This is a genomic window from Streptomyces sp. NPDC001351 (genome assembly GCF_042896045.1).
Classification (GTDB): domain Bacteria; phylum Actinomycetota; class Actinomycetes; order Streptomycetales; family Streptomycetaceae; genus Streptomyces.
This window is the reverse complement of sequence record NZ_JBIAWS010000007.1, coordinates 234312-251885: the sequence shown is the minus strand read 5'-3', so window position 1 is coordinate 251885 and position 17574 is coordinate 234312. Positions and strand designations below refer to the sequence as shown.

The window sequence follows — 17574 nt, the reverse complement described above, 5'->3', positions numbered from 1 at the left end:
TGAGAACGTTTTCAGCCACACGTCAAAGAGATGTAAGCGGTTTCTCAGCAGGTGAGACAACGACTGCGTCACACCGGGTGGCGGCCTTCCCCGGAGTTACCATCACCGGACCGGCACCCGACCCGGCACAGTGAGGCCCCCATGACGACACCATGCGCGACCGCGCCGCTCATGCCCTGCATGCGCCGCTGTCCCGGCGCGCTGTGTCGCGGCTGACCCCCTGTCCGCCCTCACTTTCGCCGCATCGCCCTTTCCTCTCCGCCCGTCCGGTGCTTGTCTCGGTATCCGGACTTCCCTTCAGTCTCCTGGAGTTGCTGCCATGACCCTGCTGACGACCTGGTCCGAGTCCGGCCCCGAGACCCTCGTGCGCCGCACCGCGGACCCCGCCGAGATCGCCGAGGCGCTCAAGCCGCTCGGTGTGCGCTACGAGCAGTGGCCGATCCGCGAGGACGTCCCCTTCGACGCCGACAGCGACACCGTGTTCGCCGCCTACGGCCCGGAGATCGACAAGCTGAACGCCGAGGAGGGCTTCACCACCGTCGACGTCCTCGGCCTGCACCCCAGCGACGACCCGGAGTTCCCGGCGAAGGCGAAGGCGGCGCGCGAGAAGTTCCTGCAGGAGCACACCCATGACGACGATGACGAGGTCCGCTTCTTCGTCTCCGGCTCCGGCATCTTCTATCTGCACGTGAACGGCGAGGTGCACGCCGTCTTCTGCGAGAAGGGCGACCTGCTGGGCGTGCCGCGCGGCACCACGCACTGGTTCGACATGGGCACGAAGCCGTCGTTCACCGCGATCCGGTTCTTCCACGAGGAGGACGGCTGGATCGGGAACTTCACCGGGTCCACCATCGCGTCACGGTTCCCGGACTACGACACGATCGCGGCGGGGTACGCGGCGGACAAGGGTGCGGTGTGACACTGCACTACGACGTGGACGCGGTGGTGCTCGACATCGAGGGCACCACGAGCGCCACGGGCTTCGTGGTCGACGTGCTGTACCCGTACTCACGCTCTCGTTTCGGAGCACTGCTCTCCGAGCAGAGCGGTGATCCGGACGTGGTGCGGGCAGTGGCACAGGTGCGGGAGGAACTCGGCGACCCCGACGCCGACACCTCCCGTATCGAGAAGGCGCTGAACGCCTGGCTCGACGAGGACCGCAAGGCCACACCCCTGAAGACCCTCCAGGGCGTCATCTGGTCGGAGGGCTTCGCGCGCGGCGACCTCGTCTCGCACTTCTACGACGACGTCGTACCGGCGCTGCGCGCCTGGCACACGGCGGGCGTACGGCTGTACGTCTACTCGTCCGGGTCGGTGGCGGCGCAGCGGGCGTGGTTCGCCTCCAGCCCGCAGGGCGATCTGCTGCCGCTGGTCTCGGGCTTGTACGACACCGAGAACGCGGGGCCCAAGCAGGAAACGGAGTCGTACGCCCGCATCGCCCGGGCGACCGGCGTCGCGCCCAAGCGTCTTCTCTTCCTCTCCGACCGGCCGGGCGAGCTGGACGCGGCGCGCGCGGCCGGCTGGCAGGCGGTCGGGATCCGACGGTCCGGGGAGCCGTACTTCGAGCAGGGCGTCGGGGACCACGCGCAGGCGGGGACGTTCGACGAGATCGACATCAGTACTTCCGGGAGCACCCTATGACCGACGGCATCAGCGCACTCGACCTGGAGGAGGCGGGGGCGGTACTGGCCGCCGAGTCCGCCCGTTTCGCCTCCTTCGGCTGGATGCGAGGCACTTCCGGCAACCTGTCCGTGGTGCTGTCCCGCGATCCGTTGCTGCTGGCGGTCACCGCCAGCGGTCACGACAAGGGGGAACTCACGCCTGCGGACGTGGTGTTGGTCGACCGTCTGGGTGCGGCCGTACGGGGCGGGAAGCCGTCCGCGGAGGCCGAGCTGCACGCGCGCGTGGCCGCGCTGACCGGCGCGGGCGCGGTGGTGCACGTGCACACGGTGGCCTCCGTCGCCATGGGGCGGCGGGAGCCCGGCGGGGTCGTCTTCAAGGACCTGGAGATGCTGAAGGGCGTCGGTCAGCCCGCGCACGACGTCGAGGTGACGCTGCCCGTCATCGCCAACAGCCAGGACATGAAGGTGCTCGGGGACCGCCTGGAGGCGGCACGGGATCCCCGGATGCCGGCGGTGGTGGTGGCCGGGCACGGGCTGTACGTGTGGGGGGACGACCCGCGACAGGCCCGGCATCACACCGAAGTGGTCGAGTGGCTGCTGGAGTTGGAGCTGTCGGAGCGCTGACAGGGAGAAGGGGGCCCGGTGCCGGGACCCCTTTTCTCTACTTCAGGTAGTCGCCGGGCAGTTGACCGGCGGCCACCTCCAGCACGCCCCGCTCCGTCACCAGCCCGGTCACCAGCCGCCCCGGCGTCACGTCGAACGCCGGGTTGTGGCCCCGCGACTCGGCGGGCGCCGTCCGTATGCCGCCCCACTCCAGCACCTCCGCCTCGCCGCGGAGTTCGATGTGGATGTCGTCGCCGGTCTTGGTGGCCAGGTCGACGGTGGTCGTGGGGGCCGCCACCAGGAACGGGATGCCGGCGTCGGCGCAGGCCAGGGCGACGCCCACGGTGCCGACCTTGTTGGCGGTGTCGCCGTTGGCGGCGATGCGGTCCGCGCCCACGACCGCCGCGTCGACCGCGCCGCGCAGGATCGTGCCGGCCGCGGCGCCGTCGGCCTGGACGTAGTGCGGGATGCCCTCCTGGACCAGCTCCCAGGCGGTCAGGCGGGAACCCTGCAGGAGGGGGCGTGTCTCGTCGGCGTAGACGACCTCGAGGCGTCCGCGGGCGTGCAGTTCACGGATGACGCCGAGGGCGGTGCCCCAGCCGGCCGTCGCCAGAGCGCCGGTGTTGCAATGGGTCAGGATGCGCAACGGCCGTTCCAGGCCCGTCCTTTCGAGCAGCCAGTCGGCCCCGTGCGCGCCCATCGCGCGGTTGCCGTCGACGTCCTCGCGCTGTACCGCCGCGGCCTCTTCCAGCACCGCGTCCAGGCCCTCGTCGAAGCGGGTCATGACCCGGTCCACGCACACCATGAGGTTCACGGCAGTGGGCCGGGCCTCGCGTATCCGGGCGACGGCCGCGCGGGTCTCGGCGTCCGTCCAGCCCTCGCGCCGTCCCTGCAGCAGGGCGAGGGCGACCCCGTACGCTCCCGCCGCGCCGATCGCGGGTGCGCCGCGCACCACGAGGCGCTGGATCGCGTCCACCAGAGCACCCACATCGCGGACATTCCTGGTCTCGGTGCGGTGCGGGAGCAGGGTCTGGTCGATCAGCGCGAGGCCGTTTCCGGTCCAGTCGACGGCGCGCAGTTCCTGGGACATTTCGGGGCACTCCTGATCTTCCGGTGGTCCCGGCCACCGTACATGACCTGGGAGAACCATAGTTCGAGACAATCGGGCAGGTGTCTGGAATCGGGTGTTACAGTCCAGCACCCAGTCCGCGCATCGAGACGAAGGAGGATGTCGTGCTGCTCACCAAGCGCCGCTTCCTGGACTTCGGCCGGTGCGCCGGCGACGGCTGTCGACGCTGACCCGTCCCCCTCGGCGTTCCCCGTCCACCCTTCACACGCCCCTGCCCGGGCGTGCTCTGCCGTACCCCGGAAGGTCTCCCCGATGCACCGCAGATCCCGCCGTACCCTCCAAGTCGCCGCCGCCACCGCGCTCCTGGTCACCGCGGCCACCGCGTGCAACGCCGCCGCGAAGAACGACGCCTCCGTCGGCGCGAGCGGCGGCAGCGGCACGTCCTTCACCCTGGTCACGCCGGACGCCGTCGGGCAGAACGAGTTCCTCAAGCTCGCCGTCACCGGCGTGAGGGCCGCGGCGAAGCAGCACGACGGATCACAGAAGGTGTACGAGTCCACGGACACCGCCTCGCAGCAGCAGAACGTGCAGGCCGCCGTGGAGGCGAAGCCGGACGTCATCGTGCTGGTCGGCTTCGAGTTCGCCGACCTGGTGGCGCAGCAGGCCAAGGCGCACCCGAAGCAGCAGTTCCTGATGATCGACGCGTGCACGACGAAGACGTACAAGAACGTCAGTTGCGCGGTCTTCCGGGAGCACGAGGGGGTCTATCTCGCGGGCGCCGAGGCCGGTCTGCTCAGCAGGTCCGGCAAGGTCGGCGCGGTCGACGTGCTCGACACGCCCCAGTTCCGGCGCTACAGCGACCCGTTCGCGGCCGGTGCGAAGAAGGTCGCCGCCACGTCGCAGACGTCCACCCGTTTCGTCGGCGGCCAGTCCCCCTTCGACGACTCGGCACGCGCCAAGGAGCAGGCGAACTCGCTGCTCTCGAAGGGCTACGACCAGATCATGGCGGCTGCCGCGGCCGGCAACTACGGCGTCTTCGAGGCCGCGAAGGCCAAGGGTGCGTTCGCTTACGGCGTCGACGTCAACCAGTGCCCCTCGGCGCCCGGCACGGTCGTCGACAATGTGATCAAGCGCACCGATGTCGCCGTGGAGAAGGGCATCGACCAGGTCCTCGGCGGCAAGGCGGGCAGGACCGTTTCGTACGGCCTGAAGGAGGGCGGCATCAGCCTGACCGGCCTGGAAGCCGGCGTCGACGCCTCGAAGTGCGTGATCGCCGGCCACAAGGACGTGCTGAAGAAGGTCGAGGCGCTGCGCGACCGGATCGTCGCCGGGAAGCTGAAGGTCGATGACCCCGCGGCCAAGTGACGCGGACATCGCGGTCGAACTCCGGGGAATCAGCAAGCGGTTCCCCGGCACGCTCGCCAACGACCGCGTCGACCTGACCGTCCGCCGCGGCGAGATCCACGCCCTGATGGGCGAGAACGGCGCCGGCAAGTCCACGCTCATGTCGGTCCTGTACGGCATGGAGCGCCCGGATGCCGGGACGATCCGTGTCGACGGCCGGGACGCGGACTTCGGCAGTCCGTCCGACGCCATGGCCGCCGGGCTCGGCATGGTCCACCAGAGCTTCAAGCTGTTCGACTCGCTGACCGTCGCCGAGAACGTGGTGTACGCCGCCGAGCCGCGCCGTTTCGGCCTGGTGGACCGGGGCGCGGCGCGCCGCCGGGTGCGCGAACTCGCCGAGGAGCACGGCCTCGCGGTCGATCCGGACACCCGGGTCGGTGAGCTGCCGGTGGGGCTGAGACAGCGCGTGGAGATCCTCAAGCTGCTGCATCGCGGCGCCCGTACGCTCATCCTCGACGAACCGACCGCCGTGCTGACGCCCGCCGAGGCGGACGCGCTGTTCGCCGTGCTCACGTCCCTTGCCGCACAGGGCCGTTCGGTCATTCTCGTCACGCACAAGCTGCGCGAGGTGCTGGAGGGAAGCGACCGGGTGACCGTGCTGCGGGACGGCCGGGTCGCGGCCCGGCTGGTCACCGCCGAGACCTCGGCCGAGGAGATCGCGGCGGCGATGACCGGCCGCGCCGTCGAGCTGGACCGCATCCACGCGCCGGGCACCCCGGGCGAGGTCGTCCTCGACGTCTCCGGTCTGACGACCGACGCCGTGCACGGGGTCGAACTCGCCGTCCGCGCCGGGGAGATCGTCGGCATCGCGGGCGTCGCGGGGAACGGGCAGAGCGAACTGGTCGAGGCGCTGGCCGGGCTGCGGCCGGTCACGGGGGGCCGGGTCGCGCTCGCCGGGCAGGACATCACGCACGCCTCGGCCGCCGAACGCCGGACGCGCGGACTGGCGTACGTACCCGAGGACCGCCATGCGGTCGGTACGGCACCGGCGGCGTCCGTCGGGGACAACCTCGCGATGGGCCACCACCGCAGAAGCCTGTCGTCCCGCGGGCTGCTGCCGCCGGCGGCCGTCCGCGCCCACGCCGAGCGGCTCGTCGAGCGGTTCGGCATCAAGGCTGCCACACCCGACGTACCCGCCACCGCGCTGTCCGGCGGCAATCTGCAGAAGCTGCTGATCGGCCGCGAACTCGCCCATGACGCACCGCTGTTGCTCGTCGAGCAGCCCACCCGGGGTGTCGACATCGGGGCGATCCAGAACATCCACGACCAGCTGGTCGCCTACCGCGACGCCGGCCACGCGGTCCTGCTCGTCTCGGCCGAGCTGAGCGAGATCCGGGGCCTCGCGGACCGGGTGCTCGTGATGTACGGGGGCCGGATCACGGCGTCGTACGGCAAGGCGGAGGCGGACGAGCCGACGCTGGGGCTGGCCATGGCGGGCGCAGCCGTGCCGGCCAGTGGTACATCACCTACCACCACCTCCGTGGAGGCCGTCGACTGACATGAGCAAGCCCATACCCCACCGCATGTCGAGCGCCCTCCGCTCCCCCATCACCTTCTCCGTACTCGCCGGCGTCCTCGTCGGCGCCCTCTTCCTCGTCGGCACCGGCGCGAACCCGGTCGCGGCCTACGAGGCGGTCCTCACCGGCTCGCTCGGCAGCGACGGCATCGGCTCCACGCTCACCACCGCCACCAGCGTCCTCGGCATGGCCCTCGCACTGGCGATCCCGTTGCGCGCCGGGCTGATCAACCTCGGCGGTGACGGACAGCTGGTGCTCGGCGGGATCAGCGCGGCCGTCACCGGTCTCTACTCCCCGCTGCCCGCGCCCCTCACCGTCGTCCTCGCCCTCCTCGCAGGGATGGCGGCGGGCGCCGCGTACGCCGTCCTGGCCGCCCTCTGCGAGAACCATCTCGGGGTTCCGCTGCTGGTCAGCAGCCTTCTGCTGAGCTACCCGGCGGTGTCGCTCGCCTCCTATCTGGCGCGCTATCCGCTCAAGGAGCCCGGCTCCAGCCTCCCGCAGACCCGTGCGCTGCCGGACGGGGTGGCGCTGCCCGCGTTCGGCGACTCCACCGTGACCGTGGGCCTCGTCCTCGTCGGGCTCGCGGCAGCCGCGTACTGGTTCACCGACCGGCGTACCGCCTTCGGCTACGAGATCCGGATGACCGGACTCAATGCGCGTTTCTCCGCGTACGCGGGTGTGGAACGGCGCGGCCTGACACTGAAGTTGCTGGCGGTCTCCGGGGCGCTGGCCGGGCTCGTGGGCGCCATCGGGGTGCTGAGCTTCCCGTACCGCTTCGTCGACGGCTCGCTCACCGCGCCCGGCTACACCTGGACCGGGCTCACGGCCGCGCTGCTGGCGACCGCGGCGCCCCTCGGCACGGTCGTCGCGTCCTTCTTCTTCGCGGTCCTCCGGGTCGGCGGGCTGGCGATGGAGCGGACGACCGAGGTGCCGCGCGAGCTGACGCAGGTGCTGCAGGCCGTGGTGATCGTGTTCCTGGCGGCCCGGCTGCGCTTTCCCGGCCAGTGGTTCAACCGTCGCAGGGAGGCGGTGTGATGTTCCTCGACTCCGATCTCCTGATGTCGGCGCTGCGTGCGCTCACCCCGATCCTGCTGGCCGCCCTGGGCGGCGCCCTGTGCGAGCGGGCGGGCGTGTTCAACATCGGCCTCGAAGGCATGATGCTGATGGGCTGCTTCACCTCCGTGGCAACGAGCTGGTTCACCGGCAGCCCGTGGCTGGGCGTACTGGCGGCGGCGCTCGCATCCGCCGCGTACTCGCTGATCCTCGCGGTGGGAGCCGTGACCCTGCGCGGAGACGCGGTGGTGCTGGGCATCGCCATGAATCTCCTGGCGGTCGGCCTGACCAGCTTCCTCCTGCGTACGGTCTTCGGGGTGCAGGGCACCTTCGACGACCCGTCGCTGGCCGGGCTGCCGCTGGTCGGCGGTTTCACGCCGCTCGCGTATCTGGCGTGGGTGGCGGTGGCGGTGGCCGCCGTCATGCTGTCGCGGCACGTGTGGGGGCTGAGACTGCGCGGGGTCGGCGAGGCACCGGACGCGGCGGCGACGCTCGGGGTGAGCCCGGCCAGGTACAAGTACGCGGCGGTGCTGGTCTCGGGTGTGCTGTGCGGTCTCGCCGGCGCTCAACTCGCGCTCGGGAACGTCACGTTGTTCTCCGAGAACATGACGGCGGGCCGCGGCTGGATCGCGGTGGTGGCGGTCATGCTCGGGCGGGCCGCGCCCGTCGGCGTGCTGCTCGCCGCACTGCTGTTCGGTCTCGCCGAGGCGACCGGCTTCCGGCTCCAGGGCCTCGGCCTGCCGCAGCAGGCCACCGACGCCGCGCCGTACGTCGTCACCCTCGGTGCCCTCTTCCTCACGACGGCCCGCCGTCGCCGCACTCGTCCCTCCTCCGGAGCCGCTTCATGACGCAGGACCTGCTGCCCATCACCCGCATCCCCCGCACGGGGCTACCGGCACACGCGGTCGTCGTCGGCGACCCGGCGCGCGCGGCCGCCGTGGCCGCGCTCCTGGACGGCGCCGAAGAGGTGTCGTACCACCGCGAATACCGTGTGTTCAGCGGGAGCTGGAAGGGACTGCCGGTCGTCGTCGCCTCGCACGGGGTGGGCGGTCCTGGCGCGATCCTCCTGTTCCAGGAGCTCGCGGACGCGGGCGTGCGAGTGCTCCTGCGGTTCGGCACGGCGGGCGCCATGAAGCCCGGCATCGGCGACGGCGACCTGGTCGTCGCGGAGGCGGCCGTACGGGACGACGGGGTCACGCAGCAGCTGCTGCCGCCGGAGTACCCGGCGGTCTCCTCCCCCGAGGCGGTGCTGGCCCTGCAGCGTGCGGCACGCGAGGCGGGCGCCCCGCACCACCGGGGGATCGTGTGGACGCGGGCCGCCTTCCAGCCGGGGCTCATCCCCCTCTTCTCCTACGACGGTGCCGGGCTCGCCGCCATCGAGATGGAGCTGTCGGCGCTGCTGGTCACGGCCTCGCTGCGGGGGCTGGTCGCGGGCGGCGTGCTGGTCGTCGACGGGGCGAACGCGGACGAGCTGGTCGACGAGGAGGGCACCAGCGTCTACGACCCGCATCGGGAGGTCGTCGCGGCGGGCGTCCAGCGGGGTGCGGTGGTGTCGCTGGAAGCGCTGCGGCTGCTGGCCGAGGAGCACGGTCTGTGAACAGCGAACACGCTGTGAACATCGACCTGTTGGTTCACGGCGGTGACGTCCTGACCATGGACGACGCCGGAACCGTCGTACACGGCGGTGCGGTCGCCGTCCACGAGGGCGAGATCGTCGCCGTGGGACCCGCCGAAGAGCTGTGTACACGGTTCACAGCTGAGGAATCCGTTGACGCGCAGGGCTGCCTCGTCCTGCCGGGTCTGATCAACACCCACACCCATCTCGCGATGACCCTGCTGCGCGGCCGCGCCGACGACGTCACCCTGCAGGGATTCCTGGAGCGGGTGATCAAGTGGGAGGCCGAGCTGCTGACGCCGAAGAACGTGGCGGCGGCGGTGCGGCTGGCCGTCGCCGAGAGCATACGAGCCGGGGTCACCTCCGCGCTCGACATGTACTGGTTCCACGAGGCGGCCGAGCAGGCGGCCCGCGAGGCGGGCTGGCGCCTGCACTCCGGCCCCACCTTCATGGACGTGCCGGACCCGGCCGACGGCATCGCCTACGAGGACCGGCTCTCCTGGGCCCGCCGCGACCTGGCGGCGCGCGGCACGGCACGCCCCGGCCACCGCCCCGCCCTCTTCGCGCACTCCGCCTACACCCTCTCCCCCGGCCAGCTCACCGACATCGCCGCCCTGGCCCGGGAGTTCGGGGCGCTGCTGCACCTCCACGCCGCCGAGAACGCCACCGAGGTCGCCACCGTGGAGGTGCGCCACGGAAAGCGGCCGGTCGAACTGCTCGACTCCCTCGGCATCCTCGGCCCGGACGTGCTCCTCGCGCACGCCGTCGACCTCACCGGGCCCGAGATCGCGGCACTGGCCCGCACCGGCACATCGGTCGCGCACTGCCCGGTGTCGAACCTGAAACTCGGGTGCGGAATCGCGCCGGTGCCCCGGCTGCTCGGCGCCGGGGTGACCGTCGGGCTCGGCACGGACGGAGCCGTCAGCTCCAACACGCTGGACATGCTGGGGGCGGTGCGGCAGGCGGCCCTGGTCCACAAAGCGGGCGGCGACCCCACGGCGGTCGGCGCCGAGCAGGCCGTACGCATGGCGACGATCGAAGGGGCGCGGGCGCTGGGGCTCGCCGACCAGCTGGGCTCCCTTGAGGCGGGCAAGCGGGCCGACCTGATCGTCCTCGACCTGGGCGCCCCGCACCTGCGGCCGCTGCACGACCCCTGGTCCACGCTCGCGTACGCGGCACACTCGGCGGACGTACGGGACACCGTCGTGGACGGGCGGTTGCTGATGCGGGACCGTGGCCTGAGGACCCTCGACGAGGGCGCCGTCCTCGCCGACCTGGAGATTCTCGCCCCGGGCTGAGCGTTCGACACCCCGTTCAGCCCACTGAACCCCCATAATGACCTGATACATCGGATGTCTGAACGACAGGTCTGAACGACAGGGAGGCCGCCCATGGCAGTCACCGACGAGGCGATCGAGAAGATCAAGGGAATGATCGTCTCCGGCGCGCTGCGCCCCGGCGACCGGCTGCCCAAGGAGAGCGAACTCGCCGCCGAGCTGGGGCTGTCCCGCAACTCCCTGCGGGAGGCAGTGCGGGCCCTGTCACTGATCCGGATCCTGGATGTGCGGCAGGGCGACGGCACCTATGTGACCAGCCTCGATCCGCAGCTGCTGCTGGAGGCGCTGAGCTTCGTCGTCGACTTCCACCGCGACGACACGGTGCTGGAGTTCCTGGCGGTGCGCCGCATCCTGGAGCCGGCCGCGACGGCGATGGCCGCGTCCAGGATCAGCGAGCAGCAACTGGACGCGCTGTGGGCCCAGTTGGAGAAGCTCGGGGACACCCCGTCGGTGGAGGAGCTGGTCGCCTGTGACCTCGACTTCCACCGGGGCATCGTGCAGAGTTCCGGCAACTCGGTGCTCTGCTCGCTGCTGGACGGTCTGTCGGGGCCGACCACCCGGGCCCGCATCTGGCGCGGCCTGACCCAGGAGGACGCGGTCAGCCGCACCCTGCACGAGCACCGCGCGATCCTGGCCGCGCTGCGCGACCGGGACGCGGAGGCCGCGCGGTCCTGGGCGACGGTGCACATCGCGAGCGTGGAGCAGTGGCTCCGCTCGACGCTGTGAGCGGCTTCCCGCGCGGGGGCCCGCGATGACGATCATGGGTGTTCGAGGGCCCCGGACGGGGCAGTGATCCGTTCACTCCCCCGTGCAAGGGGGCTGCGGGCGCCCCCGCGGAACGCCGTAAGGTTGTGTGGTCAAGCGAGGGCACGTCGGAAGGAGGCCTGGGTGATCGAGCTCGAGGGGGTTCCCGAGCTGATCGACCCGGTCATGGTGGCCGCGTTCGAGGGCTGGAACGATGCCGGCGACGCCGCCTCCACCGCGGTCGCGCATCTGGACAGGGAGTGGAAGGGCGAGGTGTTCGCGGCGCTGGACGCCGAGGACTACTACGACTTCCAGGTGAACCGCCCCACGGTGTGGATGGATGCGGGCGTGCGCAAGATCACATGGCCCACGACAAGGTTGTCGGTGGTCCGCGTCGGCGGCGAGAAGCCGCGCGATCTCGTACTCGTCCGAGGTATCGAACCGTCGATGCGGTGGCGCTCGTTCTGCAACGAGCTGCTGGGCTTCGCGCACGAACTGGGTGTGGAACTGGTGGTGGTGCTGGGTGCCCTGCTGGGCGACACCCCGCACACCCGGCCGGTCCCGATCAGCGGCACCACGTCGGACGCGGACCTGGCGCAGCGCATGGACCTGGAGGAGACCAAGTACGAGGGCCCGACGGGCATCGTCGGTGTGCTGCAGGAGGCCTGTACGCACGCGGGCGTGCCGGCGGTGTCGCTGTGGGCGGCGGTGCCGCACTACGTGTCGCAGCCGCCGAACCCGAAGGCGACGCTGGCCCTGCTCAACCGCCTGGAGGACCTGATCGACGTGCGCATCCCGCTGGGCGAACTGCCCGAGGACGCGCGCGCCTGGCAGGTCGGCGTGGACCAGCTGGCCGCCGAGGACAGCGAGGTCGCCGAGTACGTGCAGACGCTGGAGGAGGCCCGGGACACCGCGGAGCTGCCGGAAGCGTCGGGCGAGGCGATCGCCCGCGAGTTCGAGCGCTATCTGCGGCGCCGGGACGGCTCAGGCCCGTCGAGCGGCGGACACGCGACCGCGGACGGCAGCGACAGCACGTCATATCTGCGGGACAACCCCAGCGGTCGTACGAAGCCGCCGAAGCCACCGAAGCCGGGTCCGGACGACGAGGAGTCGTCGGAGGACTAGCAGGGTCGACCGGTGAGGGCGGTGCGCAGCTTGCGCACCGCCCTCTTTGCGTTCTGCCGCCCCGCGCCATGGCTGTCGCCCCGTCCCATGACCGACAACTCCGCAGTCTTTGGCCGGTTTGCTACGTGACCTCTGTTTCAGGACGGATTGCACACGCTACCCAATTCAACTTGTTTTCAAACCGAGTTGGTGAAGACGGTCTGGACGCCTCGCCGAGACCGTGCTTGGTTGTGCACCGATGGCGCACCCGCACGGACCGAAGGGAGCGGTACCGATGAGCGACCAGGTACAGCCGGCGCAAGGGCCGGGAACGTCCGGGCCGGGGCCCGACGGAGCGGGATTCACCTATCGAGGAGCCGAGCAGGAACTGATCGTCGTCGCGCGTCCCGAGGCCCGGCTGCGCGCCCAGGCCGAGGGCATCCGCTCGGCCTCGGGAGCCGATGTCTCCGCTCTCAACATGTTCCTCAGCGATGAACAGCTGGCCCTTCAGCCGCTGTTCGGCAGCGAGGAGCGGCTGCAGCAGTCCGCCGCCCCGGGCGAGGGCCATGTGCCCGACCTCGCGATGTTCTACCGGGTGCGCGGCGGCGAGAGCCGCGCGGAGGAACTGCGCTCGCGGATCGCCGCGCTGCCGGGAGTCGAGACGGCGTACATCAAGCCCGGTGCCGTACCGGCGTCCCTGGCTCAGGAGAGCGGCCGGCTCAAGGAGGGGGCGCCCGTCACCCCCGACTTCAGCAGCCGGCAGGGCTATCTGCGCCCCGCGCCGGAGGGGATAGACGCCCACTGGGCATGGCAGCGCCCCGGTGGGTCGGGGCAGGGGGTGACGGTCGTCGACGTCGAGGGCGCCTGGCAGTTGGGCCATGAGGACCTGGCCGCCAAGCTGGCCGGCGTCGTGGTCGGCACCCCGCTGACCGATCTCGCCTGGCGCAACCACGGCACCGCCGTGATCGGCGTGATCGGCGGCGACCGCAATGAGTACGGTGTCAACGGCATCGTGCCCGAGGCGGTGACCGCGGCCGCGTCCTTCCAGGGCATCGGCACGGCGGCCGCGATCCACGCGGCGGCCGACCGGCTCGGCCCCGGCGACCTCGTACTGGTCGAACTGCACCGCCCGGGACCGCGGTTCGAGTACGCCGAGCGCGACGACCAGCGCGGCTATGTCGCTCTAGAGTGGTGGCCGGACGACTTCGCGGCCATCCGGTACGCCACCGCCAAGGGCGTCCTCGTCGTCGAGGCGGCCGGCAACGGCGCCGAGTCGCTGGACGACGCGGTCTACGAGCGCCGCCCGGACGACTTCCCCGAGTGGTGGCGCAACCCGTTCAATCCCTCCAACCACTCCTCCGGTGCCGTCCTGGTCGGCGCGGGCGCACCGCCGCCCGGCACGCACGGCCGCGACCACGGCCCGGACCGCTCCCGGCTCGCGTTCTCCAACTACGGCGCCCGGCTGGACGCCCAGGGCTGGGGCCGCGAGGTCACGACCACCGGCGGCTTCTGGGACAAACCCGGCGACCTGCAGGGCGGCCCCGAGGAGATCGCCTGGTACACGGACACGTTCTCCGGGACCTCCTCCGCCTCCCCGGTGGTGGTCGGCGCCCTGGCCGCGCTGCAGGGCATGCTCAAGGCGGCCGGCCAGCAGCCGATGTCCCCGGAGCGTGCGCGCGCCGTGCTGCGGGCCACGGGCTCCCCGCAGCAGGACGCGCCGGGCCGGCCCGCCTCGCAGCGGATCGGCAACCGGCCCGACATCAAGGCGGCGGTCACCCATCTGCTGCCGGAGGCGGTCGGCTCGGGCCAGGCCGAACGGTACTGGGACGAGCTGCTGCCCTATCCCCGTGAACTCCCGCCCAGGCTGAGGCTGTTCGTGGCCGGTGCCTGGCGGAACCTGAACCACCCGTCCCCGGAGATCCACCAGGCGGTGCACTCCGCCTTCGCGGGGGGACGGCCCGACGTCCGAGTGTGGTTCTCGGACGACGAGATCGTCGGCCTGGTCGTCACGGGCTGACGAATCCCAACCATCAAGGGAAGGTGACACCCGTATGAGCACCACCCCGCAGATGAGCCAACTGGGACAACAGCAGGGCCAGCAGTTCCCGAGCACGTCGCCCTACCAGCAGTACCAGCAGCAGCCGTTCGGGCAGCAGCAGCCCATGGGCATGGGCATGGGCTCGCTGGAGCAGCTCCAGCAGCTCGGCCAGCAGCAGCCCTTCCAGCAGCTGCTGCAGCAGCTCGGCCAGCACCAGGGCTACGGTCAGCAGCAACAACAGCAGCACGAGCAGCAGGTGCAGCAGCAGCTCCACCAGATCGCCCAGATCGCCGTGCAGCACGTTCAGCAGCAGGTCCAGCAGCAGGTGCTGCAGGCCGGCATAGCGGACGGCTACATCGACGTCCTGCAGCCGCTGCCGGGCCAGCCCAGCCTGATCGCACTGCGCATCCAGGGCCAGTTCAGGATCTTCGCCAACCCGAACCCCCAGACCCATGACCAGGTCCAGGAGGCATTCGCCTTCGGCCACCAGGTCGTCGGCATCTGGGACTCGGGTTCTCCGAACGTCCTGCGCAGCATCCAGGTGCGCAGGATCTGATCCGCACCGGGTACTGCGTCTTCCCGGGGGACAACCCCCGGACCCCCGGCAGAAAAACAGGCCGAGCGACGTAGCCGGCGCGCCAACATCGCGCAGCAGACCCGAGCAACACGAGGGGCGCTTCCTCCATGGAGGAAGCGCCCCTTTCCCGTGCCGTGCCGGCTACGGCTACAGGGCCACGCCCAGCAGAGCGTCCACCGCCCGCGACACGACACCGGGTGCGCCGATGTCCGTGCCGCCTTCGGCGTCCTGCAGTGCGGCCCAGCGGTCGACCGCGGCGAGCGCGGCCGGGGCGTCCAGGTCGTTCGCGAGAGCCTCGCGGATCTCCTCGACGAGGGCCTCGGCGGGCGGCCCGTCGGGACGGGAGACGGCGGCGCGCCAGCGCCCGAGGCGGGCCACGGCGTCCTCCAGCACCTGGTCGGTCCACTCCCAGTCGGAGCGGTAGTGGTGGGCGAGCAGCGCCAGCCGGATCGCGGCCGGGTCCACCCCGTCGCGCCGCAGCTTGGACACGAAGACCAGGTTGCCCTTGGACTTGGACATCTTCTCGCCGTCAAGGGCGACCATGCCGGCGTGGACGTACGCCTTGGCCATGGGGAACTCGCCGGTCAGCACCTGGGCGTGCGAGGCGCCCATCTCGTGGTGCGGGAAGGCGAGGTCGGAGCCGCCGCCCTGGACGTCGAAGGTCATGCCGAGGTGGTCCAGGGCGATGGCGACGCACTCGATGTGCCAGCCGGGGCGACCGCGGCCGAGCGATGCGCCGTCCCAGCTGGGTTCGCCCTCGCGGGCGGCCATCCACAGCATCGGGTCGAGGGGGTTCTTCTTGCCCGGGCGGTCCGGGTCGCCGCCGCGCTCGGCGGACAGCAGCCGCATGGCCGCCGCGTCCAGGCCCGAGACCTTGCCGAAGTTGGGGTCGGACTCCACGGAGAAGTAGATGTCGCCGTCGAGTTCGTAGGCGGCTCCCGCGTCCCGCAGCCGCTCGACGAGCGGCACGATGCCGGGTATCGCCTCGACCGCGCCTATGTAGTGCTGCGGCGGCAGCATCCGCAGAGCGGTCATGTCCTCGCGGAACAGGGCCGTCTCCTGCTCGGCGAGGGCGACCCAGTCGATGCCGTCACGGTGCGCCCGCTCCAGCAGCGGATCGTCCACGTCGGTGACGTTCTGGACGTACTGAACCTGCCGCTTGGTGTCGAGCCACACGCGCTGAACGAGGTCGAACGCGTTGTAGGTCGCCGCGTGACCCATGTGGGTCGCGTCGTACGGCGTGATGCCGCAGACGTAGATACGGGCGACGGGACCGGGGTCGAGGGAGACCAGACCGCCGGTCGCGGTGTCGTGGATCCTCAGGTCGCGGCCCTGACCAGGCAGGGCGGGGACCTCGGAAGCGGGCCAGGCATGCATGTCATGAGCCTAACCGGACGGAAGTTCCGTATACGAACCGGACCGGGCCGGATGGCCGGTAAGGCGCTCTTGCGCGATACCCGCCGGTCTGCTTCTACACGGGCGGCCAGGGAATCGCAGGCCACTCACCGCTGGGCTCGGGATGCGTCCCCGACTCCAGGAGTACGGCGACACGCGCGCGCGTGGCGTCGAGTTCGGCGTCCGTGATCAGTGGCGCCAGCCGCGTGGCCAGCGCTCCTTGCGCGGCCAGGGCCTCCTGGAGGGTCTTGAGGACGTCGACGGCCTCCGGGGCCAGCGACTCCCCCGCCCACCCCCACAGCAGTGTCCTGAGCTTGTTCTCGGTGTTGAAGGTCACTCCGTGGTCGATCGCGTACAACCGGCCGTCGGCCGTGGGCAGCAGATGGCCGCCCTTGCGGTCCGCGTTGTTGATCACGGCGTCGAGCACGGCGAGCCGGCGCAGCCGCTCGTCGTCGGCGTGCACCAGCAGCGCCGTCTTCCCGTCGCCGACCTCGGCGAAGCCGATCGCCTTCCAGCCCGGCTCCGGCTCCTCACCGTCGACCAGGGCGAGCAGCTCTGCCTCGGGGCTCACCTCGATCCACAGCTGGACCATTCCCTCGCCGTACGGCCCCTCCCGCAGCACGGTGGGCGGGACGAGGCCCCAGCCGGTCGCCTCGGAGACCTCGTAGGCGGCCACCTCGCGCCGGGCGAGGTTGCCGTCGGGGAAGTCCCACAGGGGCCGCTCGCCGGCCACGGGCTTGTAGATGCAGGCCGCTTCCCGGCCGTCGTGGGAGATCGTGCAGTACAGCGCGGCGTTGGACGCCTCGCGGATACGGCCGCGCACGGTGAGCTCGCCATGGGTGAGCAGGTCGGCGAGCGGCTCGTCGCTCGTCACGCTCCGCGGCGGTATCCGTTCTGGCGCGGACATACGTGTCCTTCCGGGTCGAGCGGGAGGCTGCACAGCGGGCACGGCGGCCGCCCGGCGTTGACGACGTCGAGGGCGCGCTTGGCGAAGGCCCTGGCCTGCGCGCCGGTCAGCCGGACCCGCAGCATCGGGGGCCCGTTCTCCTCGTCCTGGAGCAGGCGCTCCTCCGCCTCGGCGAGGTCCTCCTCGGAGTCGGCGTCGAGCTCCACGAGGGCCTGCGCCTCGACGATCATGCGCTGTTCCTCGCCGTCCCAGGCGAGGGCCATGGTGCCGACGCGGAACTCCTCCTCGACGGGGGTGTCCAGCGGATCGGTGTCGGAGATCTCGGCGGAGGCCACGGCCGGGACGGCGGCGCTGCCGCCACTGCGCCGTACGACCTCGTCGAGCAGTTCGTCCATGCGTTCGGCAAGGGCGGCGACCTGGGTCTTCTCCAGGGCCACGCTGGTCACGCGGGGACCCGCGGTGGCCTGGAGGAAGAACGTACGGCGTCCGGGCATACCGACCGTACCGGCCACGAAGCGGTCCGGGGGGTCGTAGAGGAACACCTGACGGGACACGTCCTGTCTCCTGGAATTCGTGAATCGACTTCGGA

The 17574-nt window shown here is 71.3% G+C and carries 17 protein-coding genes; 13 read left to right on the top strand and 4 right to left on the bottom strand.

Annotation, left to right across the window (positions count from 1 at the left end; genetic code table 11):
* Nucleotides 1-319 precede the first annotated feature (319 nt).
* The 3 genes from ACFY1U_RS26430 to mtnB are packed head-to-tail and all read left to right on the top strand — an operon-like array spanning nt 320 to nt 2246.
* Complete coding sequence (locus tag ACFY1U_RS26430) at nt 320-919, top strand: acireductone dioxygenase (RefSeq protein WP_390696618.1); 600 nt, start codon at nt 320-322, stop codon at nt 917-919.
* A complete protein-coding gene (gene mtnC, locus ACFY1U_RS26425; protein WP_390696617.1) occupies nt 916-1641 on the top strand; it encodes an acireductone synthase in 726 nt (241 codons plus the stop codon). Before ACFY1U_RS26430 ends, mtnC begins: the two co-directional genes overlap by 4 nt.
* Nucleotides 1638-2246 (top strand): methylthioribulose 1-phosphate dehydratase, encoded by a 609-nt coding sequence (gene mtnB / locus ACFY1U_RS26420; protein ID WP_390696616.1) that lies wholly within the window; start codon nt 1638-1640, stop codon nt 2244-2246. Before mtnC ends, mtnB begins: the two co-directional genes overlap by 4 nt.
* Before the next feature lie 37 nt (nt 2247-2283).
* Here the strand turns inward: mtnB and mtnA are convergent, their stop codons facing one another.
* Entirely contained in the window at nt 2284-3315 is a 1032-nt protein-coding gene (gene mtnA, locus ACFY1U_RS26415; RefSeq protein ID WP_390696615.1) for an S-methyl-5-thioribose-1-phosphate isomerase, read from the bottom strand.
* Nucleotides 3316-3606: 291 nt separating this feature from the next.
* Between mtnA and ACFY1U_RS26410 the strand changes: the two genes are divergently transcribed.
* The 10 genes from ACFY1U_RS26410 (at nt 3607) to ACFY1U_RS26365 (ending at nt 14662) form a co-directional block, all read left to right on the top strand.
* Nucleotides 3607-4659: a BMP family ABC transporter substrate-binding protein gene (locus ACFY1U_RS26410; protein ID WP_390696614.1), complete on the top strand. Its 1053-nt coding sequence runs from the start codon at nt 3607-3609 to the stop codon at nt 4657-4659.
* Nucleotides 4640-6196 carry an ABC transporter ATP-binding protein gene (locus ACFY1U_RS26405; protein ID WP_390696613.1) on the top strand — a complete coding sequence of 519 codons (1557 nt, stop codon included), beginning with the start codon at nt 4640-4642 and terminating at the stop codon, nt 6194-6196. The genes ACFY1U_RS26410 and ACFY1U_RS26405 overlap by 20 nt, the downstream gene beginning before the upstream one ends.
* Before the next feature lies 1 nt (nt 6197).
* Nucleotides 6198-7250 (top strand): ABC transporter permease, encoded by a 1053-nt coding sequence (locus tag ACFY1U_RS26400; RefSeq protein WP_390696612.1) that lies wholly within the window; start codon nt 6198-6200, stop codon nt 7248-7250.
* Nucleotides 7250-8116 (top strand): ABC transporter permease, encoded by an 867-nt coding sequence (locus ACFY1U_RS26395; protein ID WP_390696611.1) that lies wholly within the window; start codon nt 7250-7252, stop codon nt 8114-8116. Before ACFY1U_RS26400 ends, ACFY1U_RS26395 begins: the two co-directional genes overlap by 1 nt.
* Complete coding sequence (locus ACFY1U_RS26390) at nt 8113-8865, top strand: nucleoside phosphorylase (protein ID WP_390696610.1); 753 nt, start codon at nt 8113-8115, stop codon at nt 8863-8865. The genes ACFY1U_RS26395 and ACFY1U_RS26390 overlap by 4 nt, the downstream gene beginning before the upstream one ends.
* Before the next feature lie 14 nt (nt 8866-8879).
* Nucleotides 8880-10181 carry an amidohydrolase gene (locus tag ACFY1U_RS26385; protein WP_390696864.1) on the top strand — a complete coding sequence of 434 codons (1302 nt, stop codon included), beginning with the start codon at nt 8880-8882 and terminating at the stop codon, nt 10179-10181.
* Nucleotides 10182-10274: 93 nt separating this feature from the next.
* Complete coding sequence (locus ACFY1U_RS26380; RefSeq protein ID WP_390696609.1) at nt 10275-10946, top strand: FadR/GntR family transcriptional regulator; 672 nt, start codon at nt 10275-10277, stop codon at nt 10944-10946.
* 162 nt (nt 10947-11108) lie between these two features.
* Entirely contained in the window at nt 11109-12089 is a 981-nt protein-coding gene (locus ACFY1U_RS26375; protein ID WP_115909161.1) for a PAC2 family protein, read from the top strand.
* A gap of 274 nt (nt 12090-12363) precedes the next feature.
* Complete coding sequence (locus tag ACFY1U_RS26370; protein WP_390696608.1) at nt 12364-14085, top strand: S8 family peptidase; 1722 nt, start codon at nt 12364-12366, stop codon at nt 14083-14085.
* A 34-nt stretch (nt 14086-14119) separates the two neighbouring features.
* Nucleotides 14120-14662: a hypothetical protein gene (locus tag ACFY1U_RS26365; RefSeq protein WP_390696606.1), complete on the top strand. Its 543-nt coding sequence runs from the start codon at nt 14120-14122 to the stop codon at nt 14660-14662.
* A gap of 168 nt (nt 14663-14830) precedes the next feature.
* Here the strand turns inward: ACFY1U_RS26365 and mshC are convergent, their stop codons facing one another.
* The 3 genes from mshC to ACFY1U_RS26350 all read right to left on the bottom strand — a co-directional run bounded on the left by mshC (nt 14831) and on the right by ACFY1U_RS26350 (nt 17539).
* Nucleotides 14831-16060 (bottom strand): cysteine--1-D-myo-inosityl 2-amino-2-deoxy-alpha-D-glucopyranoside ligase, encoded by a 1230-nt coding sequence (mshC, locus tag ACFY1U_RS26360; protein ID WP_115909158.1) that lies wholly within the window; start codon nt 16058-16060, stop codon nt 14831-14833.
* Nucleotides 16061-16154: 94 nt separating this feature from the next.
* Nucleotides 16155-16985: an SCO1664 family protein gene (locus ACFY1U_RS26355; RefSeq protein WP_390696605.1), complete on the bottom strand. Its 831-nt coding sequence runs from the start codon at nt 16983-16985 to the stop codon at nt 16155-16157.
* Nucleotides 16949-17539 (bottom strand): DUF3090 domain-containing protein, encoded by a 591-nt coding sequence (locus tag ACFY1U_RS26350; RefSeq protein ID WP_389075517.1) that lies wholly within the window; start codon nt 17537-17539, stop codon nt 16949-16951. Before ACFY1U_RS26350 ends, ACFY1U_RS26355 begins: the two co-directional genes overlap by 37 nt.
* Nucleotides 17540-17574: the final 35 nt, after the last annotated feature.